Source organism: Thiolinea disciformis DSM 14473 (genome assembly GCF_000371925.1).
In the GTDB taxonomy this organism is placed as follows: Bacteria; Pseudomonadota; Gammaproteobacteria; order Thiotrichales; family Thiotrichaceae; genus Thiolinea; species Thiolinea disciformis.
This window is the reverse complement of sequence record NZ_AQVE01000026.1, coordinates 1-20,914: the sequence shown is the minus strand read 5'-3', so window position 1 is coordinate 20,914 and position 20,914 is coordinate 1. Positions and strand designations below refer to the sequence as shown.

Sequence of the window (20,914 nt, the reverse complement as noted above, 5' to 3'; positions counted from 1 at the left end):
TTGAGCTACATTTGATTAGGTAAGAAAGTCACAATACTGGGGAAAATAACGATCAGTAGCAAGGCTAAGAGCATCACCATAAAGAAGGGTAAGGCTGCTTTGGTGATGATCCAGATATTACGTCCAGTCAGGGCTTGTAGTACAAATAGATTAAAGCCGACCGGTGGGGTGATCTGTGCCATTTCGACTAAGATTACGAGAAATATCCCAAACCACAGTATATCGATGCCTGCTTGCGTGACAACAGGCATGAGGACCGAGGTGGTGAGTACTACCACCGAAATGCCATCTAGAAAGCAACCTAGGATAATGAAAAATAAAGCGAGTGCTGTGAGCAGGGTATAAGTGGAAAGCTGCAAGGTGCCAATCCATTCGGCTATGAGTTTGGGGATGCCAGTGAAACCCATCGACATGGTTAGAAAGGCTGAGCCGACAAGGATAAACGCAATCATGCAGGAGGTCTTAGTAGCGCCCATTAAGCCAGCGATAAAATGTTCTTTGCTGAGCGATCCCGAAGACCAAGCAATCACTAAAGCAAGGACTACGCCAACCGCCGCTGAGTCGGTGGGGGAGGCTATACCCGCATAGATTGAGCCAATTACACCGATAATTAATAAAAACACCGGAATTAAGCGCTGCGAACGTTTCAATTTCTCAGTAAAGTTATACTGTTCGGTTTCAGCGGGTATTTGCTGGGCATGAAATAAAGACCAAATGATCACGAATCCTGCCATTAGCGTGAGTAATAGAATTCCCGGTAGTACGCCTGCAATAAACAAGCGTGCAATCGACTGTTCGGTGGCCACGCCATACACAATTAAAATAATCGAAGGTGGAATTAATAGACCTAGGGTAGCTGAGCCTGCCAAAGTGCCAATGGCCATTTGTTCAGGGTAATTACGTTTGGCTAGCTCAGGAATGGTGAGTTTGCCGACGGTCATTGCAGTTGCGGCTGAAGAGCCTGATACCGCAGCAAATAGGCCACAACCTAGAATATTCACGTGCAGTAAGCGCCCTGGAAGTTTATTGAGCCAAGGCGATAAGCCGGTGAATAAATCTTCTGACATTTTAGAGCGAAATAGGATTTCACCCATCCAAATAAATAAGGGCAGGGAGGCTAAGGCCCAAGAGTTGCTGCTCCCCCATAAAGTTGTGGCTAGAATTTGACCGACTGGCGCATCGGTGAATAAGGCCATCGCGACCCAGCCGACAGCTAAGAGTGAAAAGGCTACCCATAAGCCTGAACTTAAGAAAGCTAATAAAACCACTAATAAGAGTAGCGTTAAATAAAGTTCATTCATTATTCGCCACCCCGTTGTGCTAAAGGATCATTGTCAGTGCGTGTATAACGTGCAGGTTTTCCTTGGATCAGTAAAACCAGATTATCGAATAAAGCTAAAGCTAGTACGGCTAAGCCTAAGACCAAGCTAGATTGTGGAATCCACAAAGGCATGGCGATTACACCAGAGGACATATCGTGGTATTGCCAAGCCTCTTTGACCATTAAAAACATATAACCGCTCATATACAGGGTCAGCGCAAGGGCGATAGCCACACTACTGATTTCAAACAATGTTTGTAAACGAGCAGGTAAGCGGCTGGTAATTAGGTTAATGCGGATGTGCTCGCCTGCTTGAAGGGTATACGCGAGAGCCAAAAAAGAGGCCGCTGCTAAGAAAAAGCCAGTGAAGTCGGAGTAAGATGGAATCGTTAAGCCTAAGGCCGTACCCGTGAATAGTTTTGCGAGACGGTCGACTAGATTTAATAAAACTTGGGCAAAGACTAAGAGCGTGATTGCTACAATAAACAAGGCCGCTAGACCACCACTAAGACGATATAAGCGATCTAAAAATGCACGCATCGGCTTAAACTCCCTATAAAATTCTCTCCAAAGAGAGAATCTAAGTTCATGATAGTGGCAACTCTATTATTGATAAGCCTTGAGAATTTTTTCGCCATCCGTGCCGGTCGTTTTTTTCCAGTCTTCCAGCATCGTTGCACCGACAGCTTTTAAACTGCTCATTAATTCGGGGCTAGGGCTTATCACCTTAATACCATTGTCTTTTAAGACTTGAACTTGCTTAGTGTTTTCTGCTTTGCTTAATTCCCAGCCACGTTGCTCGGCGCTAGCGGCAGCGGCTAAGATGGCCTCTTGCGTCGCTTTATCTAATTTACGAAAAGCGGATTTATTGACGACTACAATATTTTTTGGAATCCATGCTTGAATATCAGTGTAATAATCTAAAAAATCCCAAGCTTTGGAGTCTACTCCGGTAGATGGTGAGGTAATCATCGCCTCGACACGGCCAGTGCTAAAAGCTTGGGCAATATCAGGGGCTTCTACCTGAGTGGGTGCTGCACCGACAGCACTAGCGAACTTTTCTAAAGTGGCATTATAAGAGCGGAATTTTAGGCCTTTTAAATCATCGACGGTTTTAATTTCTTTTTTGGTATATAAACCTTGTGGGGGCCAAGCGACTGAATACAGTAGCATCATGCCTTGTTGATCCAATAACGCTTCAGCGACAGGCTTTTGCGCATCCCAGAGTTTTTTCGCTTCATCATAGTTGGTGGCCAAAAAGGGCAAGGCATCCAAGCCAAATACGGGCATTTCATTATTCGCAAGCGACATAAAAAATTCACCAATCGGTACTTGGCCGCTACGCACGGCTTTACTGATTTCGGGATGTTTAAACAGTGATCCAGCGGAATGCACTTTAATGTCGAGTTGATTATTAGTTTTTGCCGCAATCTCTTTGGCAAAATCATTAATGTTGATGGTATGGAAATTCGTGTCGGGGTAGGGTGTTGGCATATTCCAAGTTTCTGCATGGACACTGAGGCTGATACTCAGCACAACACCGGCAAATGCTGCCAATAAACTTGAATGACGCATAAGTCTTCTCCTCCAGTTTGTAAAACTTCAGTTAAAAAGCCATTAAGAATTATCCTAGTATTACGTTGACATTTTGTCAACGTTTCTATAGCGTTTTATATAAATGCTACTAGAGGAGTAAGTTTATGTCCCCCCAACTCATCCCCAACCACTTAGCACAATGGCAATTTTGGATTGATCGTGGTGGTACCTTTACTGACATCGTAGCGTTGAGTCCGACGGGAGAATTGCGAACCCATAAGCTCCTTTCTGAAAATCCTGAACGTTATCAAGATGCTGCCATCCAAGGCATTCGCGATTTAATGGGGCTGAACTCCGATGAAGAGATTCCCGCACAAAGTATTAAAGCTGTGAAAATGGGAACGACAGTCGCGACGAATGCGCTATTGGAGCGTAAAGGTGAGCGAATTTTATTGCTTATAACCCAAGGTTTTGGTGATTTACTACGTATTGGCTATCAAAACCGTCCTGATATCTTTGCGTTGAATATTGTTTTGCCCGAATTATTGTATGAGCGGGTCGCCGAAATTCCAGAGCGCTTTTCAGCCCAAGGCGTAGAACTGATTCCTTTGGATGAACACGCTGCGAAAGTAGCGCTTCAAGAGGCTTACCAAGCCGGTATTAGGGCAGTGGCGATAGTATTTTTGCATGCTTATCGTTATCCGGCTCATGAGCGAAAAGTGGCTGAACTAGCCCAACAATTGGGTTTCAGTCAGATATCTAGCAGTCATCAAGTGAGTCCTTTGATTAAATGCGTCGCGCGTGGGGATACCACCGTAGTGGATGCTTATCTTTCGCCGATTTTACGCCGCTATGTTGAACAAGTGAGTACAGCCTTGGGCAAAGAGAGTTGTGATGCCCTAATGTTTATGCAATCCAATGGTGGTCTTACTGATGCAGCACTGTTTCAAGGCAAGGATGCGATAGTGTCAGGGCCTGCAGGTGGCGTCGTTGGAATGGTAAGAACGGCGAGCGCCGTGGGTATTGAACATATTATTGGTTTTGACATGGGCGGCACATCGACGGATGTCTGTCATTATGCCGGTGAGTATGAGCGCTCGTTTGAGACGGAGGTTGCGGGCGTGCGTATGCGTGTTCCTATGATGGATATTCATACGGTCGCGGCCGGTGGCGGTTCTATTTTGCGTTTTGCGGATGGGCGCTTACAAGTTGGCCCTGAGAGTGCAGGTGCCAATCCAGGCCCTGCCTGTTATCGTCGTGGTGGGCCTTTGACGGTAACCGATTGCAATGTCCTGTTGGGTAAACTGCAAGCAGAGTATTTTCCGGCAGTATTTGGTGCGGATGGTAAACAGCCTTTGGATCGTGAGTTAGTGCGCCAACAATTCACAGCATTGGCGGCTGACATTGCTGCGACTACGCAAACACCAGAGCTGAGTCCAGAGCAGCTAGCTGAAGGGTTTTTGCGGATTGCGGTTGAAAATATGGCGAATGCCATTAAGAAAATCTCCGTGCAGCGCGGACATGATGTAACGACCTATACGCTAAATTGTTTTGGTGGTGCTGGCGGTCAACATGCCTGTGCAGTGGCGGATACCTTGGGTATGGAGCAAATTTTTATTCATCCTTTTGCGGGTGTGTTATCGGCGTTTGGCATGGGTTTAGCGGATATTCGTGCCTTGCGTGAAGTTCAGTTTGGGCAGGATTTAAGTCAGATCAGTGCCGCAGAACTCATGTTGGCACAGTTGGGTCAGGTCACTCGTCATGAGGTGTTACAACAAGGGATTCCTAAAGACAATATCCGTTTGGTGCAGCGTGCTCATTTACGTTATGACGGCAGTGATCAGGCTCTGCCGGTAGATATCGCCAGTGCTGACCAAATGCAGCGTAATTTTGAAAATATCCATCAAGCCCGTTTTGGCTTTATTCCTAAGTCGGGCAAATTAATTATTGAATTATTATCGTCAGAAGCAATTGGCTCTACGGGAACAGATGCCAAACTGCAATTGCAAGAACAAACCCCTTTTAAAACAGATGTTTCAATGTTTAGTCAAGGGGCTTGGCATACTGCCCCCTTAATTAAACGTGAAGGGATGAAAAGTGGGGAGTGTATTAAAGGGCCTGCCATTATTAGTGAAACCACTGGCACGACTATTATTGAGGCCGGTTGGCAGGCACAACGCGATGAAGCTGGAAATTTGATCCTAAGACGTCACCAAGCAAGGCCACAACAGCACGCTTTGGGTACTACGGTAGATCCAGTTATGTTGGAGGTTTTCAATAATCTCTTCATGTCTATTGCCGAGCAAATGGGGGCAACACTCGCGAATACCGCACATTCGGTCAATATCAAGGAGCGCTTGGACTTTTCGTGTGCCATTTTTGATCCGAATGGTGGATTGGTCGCGAATGCGCCGCACGTACCTGTACATTTAGGTTCTATGAGCGAAAGTGTGCGCAGTATTTTGCAGCTTAACCATGGTACTATGCGCGCCGGTGATGTGTTCATGATGAATAATCCCTATAACGGGGGGACGCACTTGCCAGATGTGACGGTGATTACGCCAGTATTTGCTGACAATGGGAGTGATCTGATTTTCATGGTGGCTTCGCGGGGGCATCATGCCGATATTGGTGGAAAAACTCCAGGGTCTACACCACCTGATAGCACCCATATTGAAGAAGAAGGGATTGTGATTGATAGCTTTAAGCTAGTTGATCGAGGCGTATTTTGTGAGCAGGCGACCCGATCCTTACTCGCATCAGGCCCTTATCCCTGTCGTAATATCGATCAAAATATCGCTGATTTGTCCGCCCAAATTGCGGCCAATGCGACCGGTGTGCGTGAGGTTCACCGAATGGTGCAACAGTTTGGCTTGGAAGTCGTTCAGGCTTATATGCAGCATGTGCAGGATAATGCCGAGGCTAGTGTGCGCCGCGTATTGGGTGTGCTGAAAGACTCAAGCTTTGTCCATGAACTGGATAATGGGGCACGTATTCAAGTCTCGATTCGGATTAATCACAGCGCGCAAACGGTTGACATTGATTTTACAGGAACTTCAGCGCAGGACAGTGGCAACTATAATGCACCGTTGGCGGTGTGTCGCTCGGTAGTCTTATATGTGTTTCGTACCTTGGTCGGGGCAGCCATTCCACTGAATGAAGGCTGCATGAAACCGCTTAATATCATCGTTCCCGAAGCCTCGATGATTAATCCTCAGTATCCGGCGGCAGTCATCGCAGGGAATACGGAAGTGAGTCAAGCCATCGCCGAAGCGTTATATGGGGCTTTGGGGGTGTTAGCGGGTTCACAAGGCACCATGAATAATTTTGTATATGGCAATGCACATTACCAGAACTACGAAACCTTATGTGGTGGTGCGGGAGCAGGGATAGGTTTTGAGGGAGCGAGTGCCGTTCATACCCATATGACGAATACCCGCCTCACTGATCCTGAAGTGTTGGAAAATCGTTTTCCGGTGCGTATTGAGCAATTCGCCATTCGGCCTGATTCGGGTGGGGAAGGGCAATTCAAAGGCGGCAATGGCCTCATTCGCCATTTACGCTTTCTAGAACCTATGACCGTGACCGTATTAAGTTCAAATCGGATTAAACAAGCGCGTGGTCTGTTGGGTGGTACAGCAGGTTTGTCGGGACGGAATGCAGTATTAAAAGCTGATGGGACTTGGGTAGCGTTGAAAGGTAATGATCAGATCGAAGTACAAGTGGGTGATGTGTTTGTGATGGAAACACCCGGCGGCGGTGGATGTGCTATGATGAGCTGATAATCATACAACCATCGTAAGGAGGATACGAATGTTTGGACAAATGCAAAAACAAGCTTTGCTGATTAGCAACTTGATTAAGCACGCTGACAAATACCATGGCACAACCACCATTGCTTCGGTGGAAACTAGCGGTGGCATGGTTTATAAAACGTGGGCAGACGTTGCAAAGCGGGCGCGCCAATTAGCGAGTGCTTTAGAGGGCTTAGGGCTTCAAAATAGCACCTGTTGTGGAACGCTGGCATGGAATAATCACCGCCATTTAGAGATTTATTTCGGTGTCTCGGGTGGTGGGAATATCTGCCACACCATTAATCCACGTCTTTTTCCTGCGCAACTCAGCTATATCATCAATCATGCGCAAGACAAAATTCTGTTTTTTGATAAAACCTTTTTACCCTTAGTGTTAGCCTTAAAAGATCAGCTCAAAACGGTTGAACATTATGTTTTATTAAGTCCGCCAGATGCCGAGGCGAGTGCGCAGTTCCCCGAATTAAAGTTCTATGAGGATGTCATTGCGCAAGGCAATGCGGATTATGAGTGGCCGGAATTTGATGAAGAGACGGCCTCCAGTCTTTGTTATACCTCGGGAACAACCGGTGACCCGAAAGGTGTCTTGTATTCGCATCGTTCTACCTTATTGCACTCGTATGCGATTGCAATGCCGGATAGTATGTGTTTGTCGGCACGCGATAAAATTATGCCGGTTGTGCCAATGTTTCATGTCAATGCTTGGGGTGTCCCTTATGGGGCAGCCATGGTGGGTGCCAGTTTAGTTTTGCCGGGGCCTGGTTTGGATGGTGAAAGCTTACGGAAGTTGATCGATCAAGAACAAGTTAGCTTAGCGCTCGGCGTACCAACGATTTGGCAAGGTTTACTACAGGCCTTAGAAAAATCAGGCTCTACTAAAACCAGCTTAAAACGTACCATTATTGGTGGCGCGGCTTGTCCCCCCTCGATGATTGCGACTTTCCGCGATAGATATGGCGTCGAAATTATCCATGCTTGGGGAATGACGGAGCTAAGTCCAATTGGCTCTGTCAACAATCTACTGAAAAAGCATGATGCATTGCCGCTCGAGCAGCAGTGGGCGATTCGGAATCATCAAGGTCGTCCTCCCTTTGGTGTCGAATTACGCATTGTAGATGATGAAAACAAAGTATTGCCCGACGATGGTAAGGCGCAAGGCAATTTGCAAGCGCGTGGTTACTGGGTCGTTGATACTTACTTCAAAAAAGAGAACACCGCTTTAGAGGATGGTTGGTTTGCAACGGGTGATGTGGCTACGATTGATCCAGATGGTTATATGACCATTCGCGATCGCTCCAAAGATATTATTAAGTCTGGCGGCGAATGGATTAGCACGGTGGAATTAGAAAATATCGCTGTGGCGCATCCAGATGTTTTGGGGGCTGCCGCGATTGCAGCCAAGCATCCAAAATGGGATGAGCGACCTTTATTGATTGTCGTCAAGCGCGAAGGGCGTGAGGTTTCCGAGGCGAGTATTCTGAGTTTTTACGAGGGCAAGATTGCGAAGTGGCAAATTCCGGATCGGGTTATTTTTGTTGATAGTTTGCCACTCAATGCGACCGGCAAATTGATGAAGAACAAGCTGCGTGAGGAATATGGCAATTATCTGTTAAGTGATTCATAAGCGTAATAGCTTGTCAGGCGTTAAATCGCTCAAGCTGGCGCAACCCATGAGAATCATGTCACGTTCGATTTCATGGCGCAATAAGGTGAGGGCGCGTTCAACGCCCGCTTGGCCGCCAGCCGCGAGCGGAAATAAATAGGCGCGTCCTATAGAACAGGCGTTAGCTCCCAAGGCTAACGCCTTCAATACATGCGAACCACGTCGCACACCACCATCAATGATAATTTCAACTTGTCCCCCCACGGCATCTGCAATACGGGGCAACATATCAAAAGGCGCAACGCATCCATCAAGTTGTCGCCCGCCATGATTGGAAATCATAATCGCGGATGCACCAATGGACACGGCGCGTTTTGCGTCTTCCACCGACATAATGCCTTTAATAGCGAAGGGCTTTCCCCATTGCTGAATGATATGTTCTGCGTCTTGCCAAACTACCGAGCGATCAAATTGACTATTCACATAATCCATGACGGAAATGAGATCAGATTGGTCGCTACCCGTTTTGATGCGATCCACTACATTGGCTAATTCAAACTTTTCGCCGCGTAAATAATGCCAAGCCCATTGCGGGTGCAGCGCAAAACTCAATAAGCTTTTTAGCGTTAAATGAGGTGGCATCATTAAGCCAGTGCGCCGGTCACGCTCACGATTACCCGCGACTAAGGTATCGACGGTTAAACACAGTGCATCAAAATGAGCAAGCTTGCAGCGTTCAATAAATTCCTGTGTTAAACCACGATCTTTATGAATATAAATTTGGAACATTTTCGGCGTATTAGTTAATTTGCCAATGTTTTCAATACTCACCGAAGAGAGTGTTGAGAGGCTATACAGCGTTCCCGCTTTTTCAGCAGCACGTGCTACGGCATATTCACCTTCAGGGTGAAACATGCGTGTCATGCCAGTAGGCGAGCAAAATAAGGGCATACTTAGTTCACGACCCAATAGTTTCGTGGAAATAGTTAATGATGATAAATCCGCTAAGGCGTTAGGAATTAAACAGACTTGCTCAAAAGCTTGTACATTGTGCTGGGCTGTCCATTCATCATCCGCAGCGCCGTCGATATAATGAAATAAGGGAGCAGGTAACCGACGCTTTGCAAGGCGGCGAAAATCGCGGAAATTGTGGCAATTCTGAATGGACATCCCAGATTCTCAGCAAGATGATGATGTACTATGACGTGTCCTTATAAAAGCTAATAAGCTAGCGTAAACTTTTAATAAGTATCTACCCATTCATTTTTATGCTTATCAAATAGTTGCTGTTGATCAGTATTTAGTAATTTTTTTATATCAGCGCGCTTAATAATTGTCAGGCGTTTAAATTCTGCTTTTTTATCCATCGTAGATTGATCCGAGGCCATGAGTTTGGCGATACGTGCAGCATAATCTTGGTTAATTTTGCCAATTTCGGTGGTTTGGGCAGGGGTTAGATTTAACTTAGTTTTCATCGAATCCGTCAATGCCTGTGCGCGCTGGTCGGGTGTTACGGCTTCAGTCATTTTCCCACTGACTTGATCTTTGACTTGTGGCACGGATTTAGTGGGTGGTGTGAGTTCTTGACGGTAGGTGTAGCAACCACTTACAAACAGCGGACTAATGATCAGGACGCTAGACCACAGCATACGCTTAGAAAATAGTGTTTTGTTGAACATGGATTTGACACTCCTGGTGGGCTGATCATAAAACTACTTTATTAATGCTAATGAGCCATCAAGCCTTATCCTACCGACTTTTTAGCTTATCGCAAATCGAGTTTGAGTGAATAAAAAGAGCTGTGATCGATCCTTTCGGGTATGGCTATTGATAAAATTTTAACCTAACTGTACAAAGCCTAATATCATTCCTATTTTACTGAGATGGCTATGCTCAATGAAAAAATCTTTAACGATGGGTTATACGATTTACTGCTGACAGAAAATTATCAGCTTTTAATTAAACAGGAAAACCATAGACACATTATAACTCAGGATTTGAGTTTGGTTGACAGCCATCATCGTCTAGCAGAGTTGGTTAAAAAGCAACTTGCCTTGCTGTTGCAGGAGCTTGGAGGCAGCGATGATGAGAAGCTGCTAATGCAATTAAATATGGTTAATCAGCTTTTAATTTCGCTGCGCCAAGCCTCAGAAAAAAATAAAAATATAATAGATGTATTGAGTGACCGGCCGCAAATTTTAAGAGCTATTCAAAGTAAGCACTTAGCTTATATAGCACCAGAACTAGGTTTGTCTCAGCCATGGTTATTTACGGCCGGTAAGGATGCACCGGCTTTATTACAAGAGTTACGTGTGGAACTTACTACTTGTGATCATGTCGATATTTTAGTCAGCTTTATTACCGTCTCAGGTGTGCGGCGTCTGTTTGATATTTTACAAGCTATTACTGCCAACAATGCACAAGGTGAGAGCCGCACGCACCTACGCATCTTAACAACCACTTACACCGGCGCCACGGATCAGCAAGCGCTCGATGAGTTAGCACGCTTACCCCATTGTAGTGTGAAAGTCTCTTTAGATGGGCGACGTACACGTTTACATGCGAAAGCTTGGATTTTTAAACGTAAAACGGGCTTTGGCAGTGCTTATGTGGGTAGTGCGAATTTATCAGGGGCAGCTTTATTAGGTGGTTTGGAGTGGACCACTAAATTTACTGAGCATGGGCAACCTGAGTTGTTTACCCGTGCCCAAGCTCATTTCGAAACCTTGTGGGAAGATGGCGAATTTCAAACTTATAACCCTGAGAATAATGAGCATAGACAAGCTTTAACAACAGCCTTACAGCGTGAGTCAGGTTCTCAAGCACTCATTGCTAATCTTACCTTTTTCGATATTCAACCCAAACCTTATCAGCAAGAAATGCTAGAGCAATTACAGCATGAGCGCTCGCAAGGACGCTGTAAAAACTTGCTAGTTGCCGCAACCGGTACGGGTAAAACCGTTGTGGCTGCCTTTGACTATCGTTTGATTTGTCACCAGCAAGGCGGTAAACCACGCTTATTATTCGTGGCACATCGTGAGGAAATTTTAAAGCAAGCGTTACGTACCTATCGTGAAGTTTTGCGTGATGCAAGCTTTGGGAGTTTATTAGTAGGTGGTTATGAGCCTGATTCGTTGGAGCATTTATTTGCGACGATTGATAGCTTAGCGAGTCGAAGGCTAGTTGAGCAGCAAGGTGCGGATTATTGGCACACAGTGGTGATTGATGAATGCCATCATTTGGCTGCGGCGCGTTTTGATCAGTTTGTGAAAAGCATTCAGCCCGCTATTTTGTTAGGTCTTACAGCCACACCTGAGCGCAGTGATGGGCAGCCGATTTTAAGCTATTTTGATAATCGTCCTGATGGTAGCCCCGCTGTTGAACTGCGCTTATGGCAAGCTCTCGATTTGCAACTGCTCACACCATTTGAATACTTTGCCTGTGATGATGCGACCGACTTTTCGCAAGTACCTTGGCAGCAAGCGGGTGAGCGTAAAGCAATTGATAATCTAGTCACCGGCAATGCTATGCGGGCACACGTAGTGATCAATGAGTGGAAGCGCTTAACGGCTAATCCTCGCGCCGGTAAAGCGTTGGTGTTTTGTGTATCGATTGCACACGCAGAATTTATGACCGCTAGCTTCAATGCAGCGGGGTTGCCGGCTGCATGTATTGTCAGTAGCACTACAGCAGAGCAACGCAGCCTTGCGCCACAGCGCTTAGCCAATGGTGAGCTATGTGCCCTAGTAACGGTGGATTTATATAATGAAGGCGTTGATTTGCCGGCTGTTGATACCTTGCTGCTATTAAGACCTACGCAAAGTCCCGTCGTATTTCAACAACAAATTGGTCGTGGTTTGCGAATCGCGCCTACTAAAGACACCTGTCTAGTTTTAGATTTTGTCGGACAACATCGCAAAGAGTTTCGCTTCGACAAATTGCTTGGTAGCTTAACTGGACAGACACGGCGCGAATTAGAGCAGTCGGTGGAAAAGGGCTTCGCAAGTTTGCCAGCAGGTTGTTACATTCACTTGCATAGACATGCGCGCGAACAAATTCTTCATAGTTTGCGGTCGCTTACTCAGCAAAGTTGGCGCTATCTGATTCGTGAGTTGCAGGCTTTTAGTGTATTGCACAGCCGACAAACAGTGAGCCTAGCCACCTTTTTACACGAGCAGGTCATTGAGTTAGAGGAGGTCTATCGTGATAACAAGCCGAGTGGCTGGCTTTGTTTGAAGCGTGATGCAGGTCTGTTAACCACGGAAGAAACCAGCGAAGAAACTTATTTCAGTCAAAACTTTAGGTATTTATTGCATATAGATGATCCTGTGCAATTAGCTTTATTGCAGCGTGTGGCATTGGCAAAAGGACATTACCAAGCGAGCGCTGCACAAGAAACTTTGCGCCTCCAAATGTTTTCTTATCAAGTCGATGGGCAACAAACTCGAATAGGCAGTGCGATAGAGTTTTTAAAACGTCTACAAGATAATCCAGAAAGTTGCACTGAGTTGCTTGAGTTAGTCGAATTACTGCAAGCGCGGAGTATGTTGCCTGCTCAAAGTATTGCAGGCTTGGAGGATTTGCCTTTATGTCTACATGCTGCTTATGGGATTCGAGAAGTTTTAACAGCAGTGGGTTGGCTAACGGCTGAGAAGCGCCCACCTTTTCAAGCGGGTGTATTAGCATTGCCTGAGCGTAAAACCGAATTACACTTTGTCACCTTGGATAAGTCGAGCGGTTATCACGCCAGCATTGCTTATCATGACTACGCGATTAGCCGTGAATTATTTCATTGGCAAACACAGAATAGTGCAGGCGTTAATACGAAAACGGGGCGGCGCTATTTGGAAAGCCCAGAAAATGGTTGGACATTCCAATTATTTGTACGCCGCAACAAAGCCAGTGGCTATCGTGCTTGTGGCGCTGTAACTTTAGAGGAAATCACCGGCGAAAAACCCATGAATATTCGCAGCCGCTTACAAACACCTTTGCCGCTAAAGCTATTTAGGGAGTTTAGCGTGTTGGGCGAGCGTTAATCTTGATCTAAGGCGTAACTTAATACGTCCCAATTAATGCCAACAATAGCATCGTGATTACGATCAATCTGAGCAAAAACCTGGCGTGCTACATCACGCTCCATGCGTTGCTCAGCTACCCACTCCAAATCTTCTTGCATCCAAATGCTCGCCACCATAGGTTCATCAGCGCCTAAGTGACTAACATAACTAGCTAGGCGCTCTAAGTAATAGGCTGCATTGCCCGTTTGCTTAGCTGCGGGAATAAAGCTAAGTGTTGTTAGTAGTTGATCAAGTTGCTGTTTAAGTAAAATATTTAGCTTTTTTTCTTCCATAGTCTGCTCCTTACACCAAAACCACCACCAACTCCTTAGGCCCATGCACCCCATACGCCAACACTTGCGCAATATCTGCCGAGCGCGAAGGCCCCGAAATCAAGAGCGCATTCGTCGGTAAACCTTGTTCTAGCCAGCCTTGCTCCTGTACCGCTTCGGCAAAGGTGGAGTAAAGCTTATCGGTTTCTAAAATCGCAATATGAATCGGTGGCACGAGTGACAAAGTGCGCGGCTCATCGGGGCTAGACCAAAGGATTAGCGTTCCTGTTTCCGCAATGCCACCCAAAGTCGAAGTTAAACCCGCATCGACTTCATAAAACATTTCTTGCTTCCAGTCTTCAATGCTGCGTTCGTAATATTTGAGGGTCGGAAAGCGCTCGGCGTTTTGGGTAATTGCCTGTCCCCATTCGGTCGTCGGGGATAAGAGCAGATTATTTAAACCTTTTTGTTGGCAAATTGTGGCGACTGTATCGAGCCAGTTTGCACGATCCGCTTGATGTACTTCAGCGCGCACCGCTTGCATGCGTTCGGTAAAGCGACGAATGCGTTCGGCCTTATCCCAATCAAACCTACTCAAGGATTCGCGTGCACTCAGATCGACCACGGGACGTTCGACCGCCGTGAGGCGCTGTAAAATATTAGCGCGTGCCTTACTCATGGTCGACTCCTAAGGTTTTAAGTTGTTGGTGCAGGGTTTGCTCGGCGAGTTTGGGGGCGCTGCGCACGCTCGTCCATGCGCCTAAATTATTCGGGACTAAGCCGCGCAATTGGGTCGCGGTTTTGCTGCCAAAGTTATACACGCTTGGTGTACTCGCAGCCCATGACCATGCTTTCCAAGTGGCGGCTTCTAAAGATTTGCGCCGCGTGCCTGCTTCTTGGGTGGGTGTGTTTTCAGTGTCTTTGCGCACGCTGTCATATCGCAAGCGATTGATAATATTGGGGATAGGAATACGTACCGGACACACTTCGCCGCAGGCACCACATAAAGAGGAGGCTTGAATCAATTCGCCATGCACGCTTAAACCGGATTTTTGCGGCTCTAAAATCGTGCCAATCGGCCCGGGATAGACCGTGCCATAACTATGCCCCCCTATGCGCACGTAGACCGGACAATGATTAATGCACGCGCCGCAACGAATGCAACGCAAGGTCGCCAGCAGTTCAGGGTCGGAATAGATGCGCGAGCGACCATTATCTAGCAGTACCAAATGCACTTCGGTTGGGCCATCTTTTTCGTCAGGCTTGCGTGGTCCTGAGATCATATTGAAATAAGTGGTAATTGGTTGGCCTGTGGCTGAGCGCGGTAAAATGCTTAAAAGCGATGGAATATCACTGAGCTTTTCCACCACTTTTTCAATGCCCGTCACGGCAATATGCACCGGCGGAATGGTAGTGGACATGCGCCCATTGCCTTCATTTTCCACCAGACACAGCGTACCCGTTTCTGCGACCGCAAAATTCACGCCCGACAAACCCACCGGAGCCGCATAAAATTTATCGCGCAAAATCCGCCGTGCTGAGGCGGTCAATTCATCGACATTATCGGTGTAGGGAATATCGGGAAATTTCTCGTGAAATAGCGCCGAAATCTGTTCTTTGCTCTTATGAATCGCGGGCATGATGATATGCGACGGGGTTTCACCGTCCAATTGAATGATGAATTCGCCCAAATCCGATTCAAGTGCTTCAATGCCGCGTTCTTCCAGAAAATGGTTTAAGCCCATTTCCTCCGATACCATCGACTTGCCTTTAATAATCGATTTCGCATTGTGCTTTTGCATAATCCCAAGCACGATTTGATTGGCTTCATCGGTGGTTTCTGCCCAATGTACCTGCACGCCATTTTTAATTAAATTGGTTTCGAGCTGCTGCAATAATTCCGGCAATTTGCTCAAAGCATTGGCACGAATTGCTTGCGCTTGGGTGCGTAGCGCCTGTAAAGCGGCATCATCGGGAAACTGATTGCGCCGATTAATCATCAGCGTATCCATTGCCTTGCGGAAATGAGCGCGTATCTCGGTTTTACCAAGCGCTTTCTCAACATCCACGCGAAATTCAGTGGGTTTAGCCATGAGTACGCTCCCATAAAAATTCGGCGATATGTTGGGCTTTGGGGGCGGATTTGCCTTCGTGCTCAGCCTGATAAGCAAATGCACCACTAATATTCATTAAACAACCACAGTCTTGGCTCACTAATTGTGCCGCTCCTGTGGCTCGAATGTGCTGGGTTTTATCCGTCACCATCGCTGCTGAAATTTCCGGTTGTTTCACCGCAAACGTTCCACCAAATCCGCAGCATTCAGCTTTATAGGCTTGTTCTTTCACGTCCACATTGGAGAGTTGCCCCAGTAATTGTTCAATCTTATCCGCGACACCCATTTCACGCCGTGCTGAGCAAGAGGTGTGTACCGCGACTTCCACTGCTTGCCCTAAGTCTTGTAATTGCACCTTTAGAACATCAACCAAAAATTCAGTCAGTTCATACACGCGATTAGCCACTTTCAAAGCGTCGGCTTCGTCCGGTTCACCTTTGAAGAGTTCGGGGTAGTGGGTTTTCATCATGCCCGCGCAAGAACCCGAGGGAATAACGATTGGGATATTTTTGGGGAATAATTGGATTTGCGCCCGTGCCACTTTGCGCGCCTCATTACGATAGCCAGAGTTCCACGCGGGCTGACCACAACAGGTTTGCGCTTGCGGATAGATGACTTTCACGCCTTCACGCTGCAAGAGTTGCACTGCAGAAACACCTGCTTTGGGATAAATCAAGTCAATCAGGCAAGTGCCGAAGAAATAAATGGATTCAGGCTTCATGCGTTGAGCTTCCTAGGCGGTAGTATTAGGCATCTGGCCAAGGTCGTAAGGCGCTGCCGATGTTAGCTAAAGTGGCTTTAGGTTTACGCTTGGATCTGTTAGCTGCTTGAATGGAAGAATCCTATCATGTATCGTGTTTTGCGCAAACGCCTGAGAATTATCCCTTCTTGAACGGTTTTAGCTAACTTTTTTAATAGAACCTTGTGTTTCACTAAGTGAGCTGTGCTTTGAGCTATGTAGTTGCTATAGGTGGTGCGAATCTGGATATTAATGCTCAACCGAACAGCGCGGTGTTGGCACTGGATTCTATGACTGGCACGATCAGCACGAGCTTTGGCGGCGTTGCCCGCAATATTGCCGAAAATCTTGCTCGTCTTCATTTAGACTGCCACCTGTTGAGTGCGGTGGGTGAAGATACAAGTGGCCTCGCTTTATTGCAGCATACGGAACGGGCAGGAGTTAAGGTCGATGAGGTGCTGCGCGTTGCAGGCACACGTACGGGGATGTATGTATCGATTAATGATGCTCAGGGTGATTTGAGTATTGCTGTTAATGATATGGCGGTGCTAGAGCATCTGACTGCGGCTTACCTTCGTGAAAAACAGGCCTTACTGAAGCAAGCCGCCTTAATCATTGCCGATACCAATCTCTCGCAAGCTTGCTTAACTGCTTTATTCGAGCAAGCAGGGCAGATTCCGGTTTTTATTGACACGGTCTCAGTGCAGAAAGCGTCCAAAATTCGTGCTCACTTAGCTAACATTCACACGCTCAAACCCAATCGTTTAGAAGCAGAGTATCTGTCAGGCATGTCCCTAGACCATGATGCGGCAGCGCCCGCTGTGGCTAGTTGGTTTTTGGATCAAGGGGTAACTAATATTGTGTTGAGCTTGGGGGAGCGAGGGCTGTATTGTGCTGATCGACAAGCGCAAGTTTGGCTAAAACCTTTATCGGTTGCGGTCTGTAACACTTCCGGTGCAGGCGATGCTCTAATGTCTGGGCTGGTTTATGGTTATTTAAGTGGCTATTCGTTATGCCAAGCGGCGCGCTTTGCCCAAGGCTGTGCCGCCTTGACTCTTGGTGTGGCGCAAGCGAATTGTCCGAATTTATCGCCGGCTGCTGTCATGCAGTTGCTAAGCGTTCACGATGCGAATAATTCATTAGGATTGTTATGAAATACTTGGATATTCATCCCGAAGTGGCTACTGCCTTGGCTTCTCATCAGCCCGTCGTGGCACTGGAATCCACGATAATTTCCCACGGAATGCCCTATCCGCAAAACGTCGAAACCGCGCTTCAGGTTGAACAAGAAGTACACAAGCATGGTGCCGTGCCTGCCACCATCGCGGTGATTAATGGCAGGCTTAAAGCGGGTTTGAGTCGGGACGAAATCGAGCAATTGGGCAAAGGTGGGCACAGCATCACGAAAGTCAGTCGGCGTGATTTACCCTTTATAGTTTCTCAAGGCCAGACGGGCGCTACTACCGTGGCTTCTACTATGATTATTGCGGCGATGGCGGGGATTCGTGTCTTTGCCACCGGTGGTATTGGCGGTGTGCATCGTGGCGCGGAGACTTCGTTTGATGTGTCGGCAGACTTGCAAGAATTAGCACAAACACCGGTAGCAGTGGTCTGTGCAGGTGCAAAGTCGATTCTGGATTTGGGGCTTACACTCGAATACCTAGAAACGCATGGGGTGCCGGTGATTGGCTATCAAACTGATCAATTACCCGCATTTTTCACGCGCGGTAGTCAGTTTAAAGTGGATTATCGCATCAATGATGCTAGCAGTATTGCAAAGCTCATGTACGCCAAATGGGCCATGGATTTAAAAGGTGGTATGGTGATCGCTAACCCTATCCCTGAGCAATATGCTATGCCCAGTGCTGCGATTGATGGTGCAATTGAACAAGCCCTAGCTGAGGCCGCCGAGCAAAACATTAGCGGCAAGCAAGCAACCCCGTTCTTATTAGCACGGGTCTGTGAGCTCACTGGCGGTGATAGTTTGGCTTCGAATATTCAATTGGTATTGAATAATGCACGACTTGCCAGCGCTATTGCTAAGGCCTATTCTAATTTAGCACACTAAGCATTAGGCCAAGGGCGCAACGCTTCGGCAGCAATCCATGCTTTTACCCAGTCGGGTAATTCGGGTTGCCAATCGGGTTGTTGCATAACATTTAAAATAGTCTGAGTAGGGATGATTTTGCCTTTCTCGACCACCGCAGCGCGAATCAGTGCTGCGGAATGCCAAACCTCGCCGACTTGATGGGTTTGTAAAAAGTAAAACCATTTCTCATCATGTCCCAGTACACGCGTATGCTGTTCATAACGCCGAAACGGTTTAAGACGTTTGCGATAGCGTACACTACTGCCCGCGACTACAAAGCCCCATTGATGTTGTTTCACTTGCTGCCACAAGCCAGTACGTACCGCAAAGACAAAGCGCCCAATATCAAATAACGTTAAATGCCGCCCATTATTCATTTCCAGAAAAATATCACAGTCACTTAAACCTACACGCATCGGCACAATACTGGTGTCATCAATCTTCAAAGCGGGGGCACGTTTAGCCTTTTGGATGGCGAGCCATAAACGGAAAAACGGGAACATGGCTTGAGCCTCCTAACGTGATAAATGCCCTAAGAAGCGTACTTGACATGGTTCGTCAGCATCAATACTTTTTTAAGGAATCTTCGACAAAGACACAGACGGTTCAGCGGCTGGGCGAGCGCATTAATTGCCTCAACACTTTAATACCTAATTTTTGGCGAAGCCGTAAAGCAAAACCATATGTTTACCTTGAGAGTGATGCAAATAGCAGCTTGTACTTTAGGCTTAATCCAATAAATTATTCGGCAACGCCTGAAAACTTGGAATTCCCGCATAAGGCTCATGCCATGCTGCTTTGGATTCCACATTCACATGGGCTTTGGGTTTAAATTCAAGTGGTGTATCGAGTGTGGCAGCTACAATAGCCAGATACATCGATTTATCAGCCCCATAATTCATCAGGCGTGTGCCACAATTCGAGCAGAAAGCACGAGAACCACCGATTTCATTTTGAAACGCTTTCAAATGTTCTGCGCTTTGAGTGATTTTTAAGGTATCGCCTTTAGTGCTACTGTTACATAATCGGCATCATGTGCTTTGCGGCAATAAGAGCAGTGGCAATTAAACACCTTATTTGGCAATAGCTCGACCTCGTAAGTGATCTGACCACATAAACAGCTACCTTGAACCATAGATGTCTCCTTTTGAAGATGTCTGTCATGCTGGGCTTTGTTGATATTTAGCTTAAGTAATTGATTATACAGGTATATGGAGACTGAAAAATAATACAAGTTATTGAGTTTACTAAGTGTAATTTTTAAATGTAGAGAGCACCTATGAAGGCTCTCACCAAAAAAATAGATAACGTCAAATAAATAACGTCTTGTTTTCCCAGACCAGGCGGTGTCTGGAATAATATGTTATACCGAGATTTTGTCTAATAAACGTGAGTTTTGCATAAGGAAAGGCGTCTGATCAAGTAAATTGTGTGTCAATCACTCCACACCATCGACCCGGAGCAGACGCCATGCCCACAAGTTTACTCGAATTATTTTGTGACATTGATGATTTTTGCCAAACCTTTGTTCCCCAGTGGAACCAGCAGCGGCTAGCACACGGTGAGCAGCAGCGTCAACGCCCACGCCAACTCTGCTTAAGCGAAGTGATGACGATTTTGGTGTACTTTCATCAATCGAGTTATCGGTGTTTCAAACATTATTACCTGAAGCATCGCTCGGTCTTAGTAGACGCCTTTCCTGCCTTAGTCAGCTATAGTCGCTTTGTTCAATGGATGCCCGCCACTTTGATCCCTTTGTGTGTGTATTTGATGGGACGACGGGGACAGCAAACGGGCATTAGCTTCATCAATGCGACCTCATTAGCGGTGTGTCACCCGCGCCGTATTCCTAGCCATAAAGTGTTTAAACAACTGGCAAAACGTGGCAAAACCTCCACAGGGTGGTTCTATGGGTTCAAACTCCATTTAGTCATTAATGATCGCGGGGAACTACTCGCCTTTCAAGTGACCCCCGCCAATACTGATGACCGCCAACCGGTTCCTAAACTCACTCAGGGGCTAACTGGCAAGCTGTTGGGCGACAAAGGCTATTGGTCTAAAAAGCTCTTTGAAACCTTGATGGAACAAGGCTTACAGCTTATTACTCGTGTGAAACATAATATGAAAAACCAACTGATGCCCGTAGAGGATAAAATTCTCCTGCGCAAACGCGCCTTAATTAAAACCGTCAATGATCAGCTCAAAAATATTTCCCAGCTAGAACACACGCGGCATCGCAGTATGGCTAATTTTAGGGTCAATCTGCTCTGTGCGCTCATTGCCTATACCTGGCAACCTAAGAAGCCTTCCCTTCAATGGGCTACTGAAGCTCACATGCTTTGTGTGTGACTCTTAAGCAAAACTCACGTTA

16 protein-coding genes and 1 pseudogene are annotated in these 20,914 nt (G+C 46.6%); 6 read left to right on the top strand and 11 right to left on the bottom strand.

Annotated features, from left to right (window positions below; translation table 11 throughout):
• Positions 1 to 5 precede the first annotated feature (5 nt).
• The 3 genes from A3IE_RS0116310 to A3IE_RS0116300 all read right to left on the bottom strand — a co-directional run bounded on the left by A3IE_RS0116310 (position 6) and on the right by A3IE_RS0116300 (position 2,896).
• Positions 6 to 1,301 carry a TRAP transporter large permease gene (locus tag A3IE_RS0116310; RefSeq protein WP_020396697.1) on the bottom strand — a complete coding sequence of 432 codons (1,296 nt, stop codon included), beginning with the start codon at positions 1,299 to 1,301 and terminating at the stop codon, positions 6 to 8.
• Positions 1,301 to 1,861: a TRAP transporter small permease gene (locus A3IE_RS0116305; RefSeq protein WP_020396696.1), complete on the bottom strand. Its 561-nt coding sequence runs from the start codon at positions 1,859 to 1,861 to the stop codon at positions 1,301 to 1,303. Before A3IE_RS0116305 ends, A3IE_RS0116310 begins: the two co-directional genes overlap by 1 nt.
• A gap of 66 nt (positions 1,862 to 1,927) precedes the next feature.
• The gene (locus A3IE_RS0116300; RefSeq protein WP_020396695.1) at positions 1,928 to 2,896 is read right to left on the bottom strand and encodes a TRAP transporter substrate-binding protein; all 969 of its coding nucleotides are present in this window, start codon (positions 2,894 to 2,896) and stop codon (positions 1,928 to 1,930) included.
• Positions 2,897 to 3,021: 125 nt separating this feature from the next.
• On the opposite strand from A3IE_RS0116300, the gene A3IE_RS0116295 reads away from it, so the two are divergent.
• A complete protein-coding gene (locus A3IE_RS0116295; RefSeq protein ID WP_020396694.1) occupies positions 3,022 to 6,639 on the top strand; it encodes a hydantoinase B/oxoprolinase family protein in 3,618 nt (1,205 codons plus the stop codon).
• Positions 6,640 to 6,670: 31 nt separating this feature from the next.
• Positions 6,671 to 8,293 (top strand): long-chain-fatty-acid--CoA ligase, encoded by a 1,623-nt coding sequence (locus A3IE_RS0116290; protein ID WP_020396693.1) that lies wholly within the window; start codon positions 6,671 to 6,673, stop codon positions 8,291 to 8,293.
• Here A3IE_RS0116290 and A3IE_RS0116285 read toward each other — a convergent pair.
• Both A3IE_RS0116285 and A3IE_RS0116280 read right to left on the bottom strand, forming a co-directional pair.
• Complete coding sequence (locus tag A3IE_RS0116285) at positions 8,288 to 9,442, bottom strand: alpha-hydroxy acid oxidase (RefSeq protein WP_020396692.1); 1,155 nt, start codon at positions 9,440 to 9,442, stop codon at positions 8,288 to 8,290. The two genes, A3IE_RS0116290 and A3IE_RS0116285, sit on opposite strands and share 6 nt — an antisense overlap.
• 71 nt (positions 9,443 to 9,513) lie before the next feature.
• Positions 9,514 to 9,951 (bottom strand): hypothetical protein, encoded by a 438-nt coding sequence (locus A3IE_RS0116280; RefSeq protein WP_020396691.1) that lies wholly within the window; start codon positions 9,949 to 9,951, stop codon positions 9,514 to 9,516.
• Between the two features lie 420 nt (positions 9,952 to 10,371).
• Between A3IE_RS0116280 and A3IE_RS0116275 the strand changes: the two genes are divergently transcribed.
• Entirely contained in the window at positions 10,372 to 13,308 is a 2,937-nt protein-coding gene (locus A3IE_RS0116275; RefSeq protein ID WP_211206846.1) for a DEAD/DEAH box helicase, read from the top strand.
• Here A3IE_RS0116275 and A3IE_RS0116270 read toward each other — a convergent pair.
• From A3IE_RS0116270 to A3IE_RS0116255, 4 genes are read right to left on the bottom strand one after another with little or no spacing between them, the layout of a single operon-like run.
• The gene (locus A3IE_RS0116270) at positions 13,305 to 13,622 is read right to left on the bottom strand and encodes a hypothetical protein (RefSeq protein ID WP_020396689.1); all 318 of its coding nucleotides are present in this window, start codon (positions 13,620 to 13,622) and stop codon (positions 13,305 to 13,307) included. The genes A3IE_RS0116275 and A3IE_RS0116270 overlap by 4 nt on opposite strands.
• A gap of 10 nt (positions 13,623 to 13,632) precedes the next feature.
• Complete coding sequence (locus A3IE_RS0116265; RefSeq protein ID WP_020396688.1) at positions 13,633 to 14,280, bottom strand: LutC/YkgG family protein; 648 nt, start codon at positions 14,278 to 14,280, stop codon at positions 13,633 to 13,635.
• Positions 14,273 to 15,694, bottom strand: a complete 1,422-nt coding sequence (locus tag A3IE_RS0116260) for a LutB/LldF family L-lactate oxidation iron-sulfur protein (RefSeq protein WP_020396687.1) — start codon at positions 15,692 to 15,694, stop codon at positions 14,273 to 14,275. The genes A3IE_RS0116265 and A3IE_RS0116260 overlap by 8 nt, the downstream gene beginning before the upstream one ends.
• Positions 15,687 to 16,436, bottom strand: coding sequence for a (Fe-S)-binding protein (locus A3IE_RS0116255; RefSeq protein ID WP_020396686.1), 750 nt, complete (start codon positions 16,434 to 16,436; stop codon positions 15,687 to 15,689). Before A3IE_RS0116255 ends, A3IE_RS0116260 begins: the two co-directional genes overlap by 8 nt.
• Before the next feature lie 227 nt (positions 16,437 to 16,663).
• On the opposite strand from A3IE_RS0116255, the gene A3IE_RS21050 reads away from it, so the two are divergent.
• Together A3IE_RS21050 and A3IE_RS0116245 are read left to right on the top strand one after the other, a co-directional pair.
• Positions 16,664 to 17,608: a PfkB family carbohydrate kinase gene (locus tag A3IE_RS21050; RefSeq protein ID WP_020396685.1), complete on the top strand. Its 945-nt coding sequence runs from the start codon at positions 16,664 to 16,666 to the stop codon at positions 17,606 to 17,608.
• Positions 17,605 to 18,522 carry a pseudouridine-5'-phosphate glycosidase gene (locus A3IE_RS0116245; RefSeq protein WP_020396684.1) on the top strand — a complete coding sequence of 306 codons (918 nt, stop codon included), beginning with the start codon at positions 17,605 to 17,607 and terminating at the stop codon, positions 18,520 to 18,522. The genes A3IE_RS21050 and A3IE_RS0116245 overlap by 4 nt, the downstream gene beginning before the upstream one ends.
• Here the strand turns inward: A3IE_RS0116245 and A3IE_RS0116240 are convergent.
• Both A3IE_RS0116240 and A3IE_RS0116235 read right to left on the bottom strand, forming a co-directional pair.
• Positions 18,519 to 19,046, bottom strand: a complete 528-nt coding sequence (locus A3IE_RS0116240) for a thioesterase family protein (protein ID WP_020396683.1) — start codon at positions 19,044 to 19,046, stop codon at positions 18,519 to 18,521. The genes A3IE_RS0116245 and A3IE_RS0116240 overlap by 4 nt on opposite strands.
• 225 nt (positions 19,047 to 19,271) lie before the next feature.
• Positions 19,272 to 19,678 (bottom strand): annotated as a pseudogene (locus A3IE_RS0116235) (GFA family protein).
• Between the two features lie 335 nt (positions 19,679 to 20,013).
• Between A3IE_RS0116235 and A3IE_RS0116225 the strand changes: the two are divergent.
• Positions 20,014 to 20,892 (top strand): IS982 family transposase, encoded by an 879-nt coding sequence (locus A3IE_RS0116225; RefSeq protein ID WP_020396680.1) that lies wholly within the window; start codon positions 20,014 to 20,016, stop codon positions 20,890 to 20,892.
• The last annotated feature ends 22 nt before the right edge of the window (positions 20,893 to 20,914 follow it).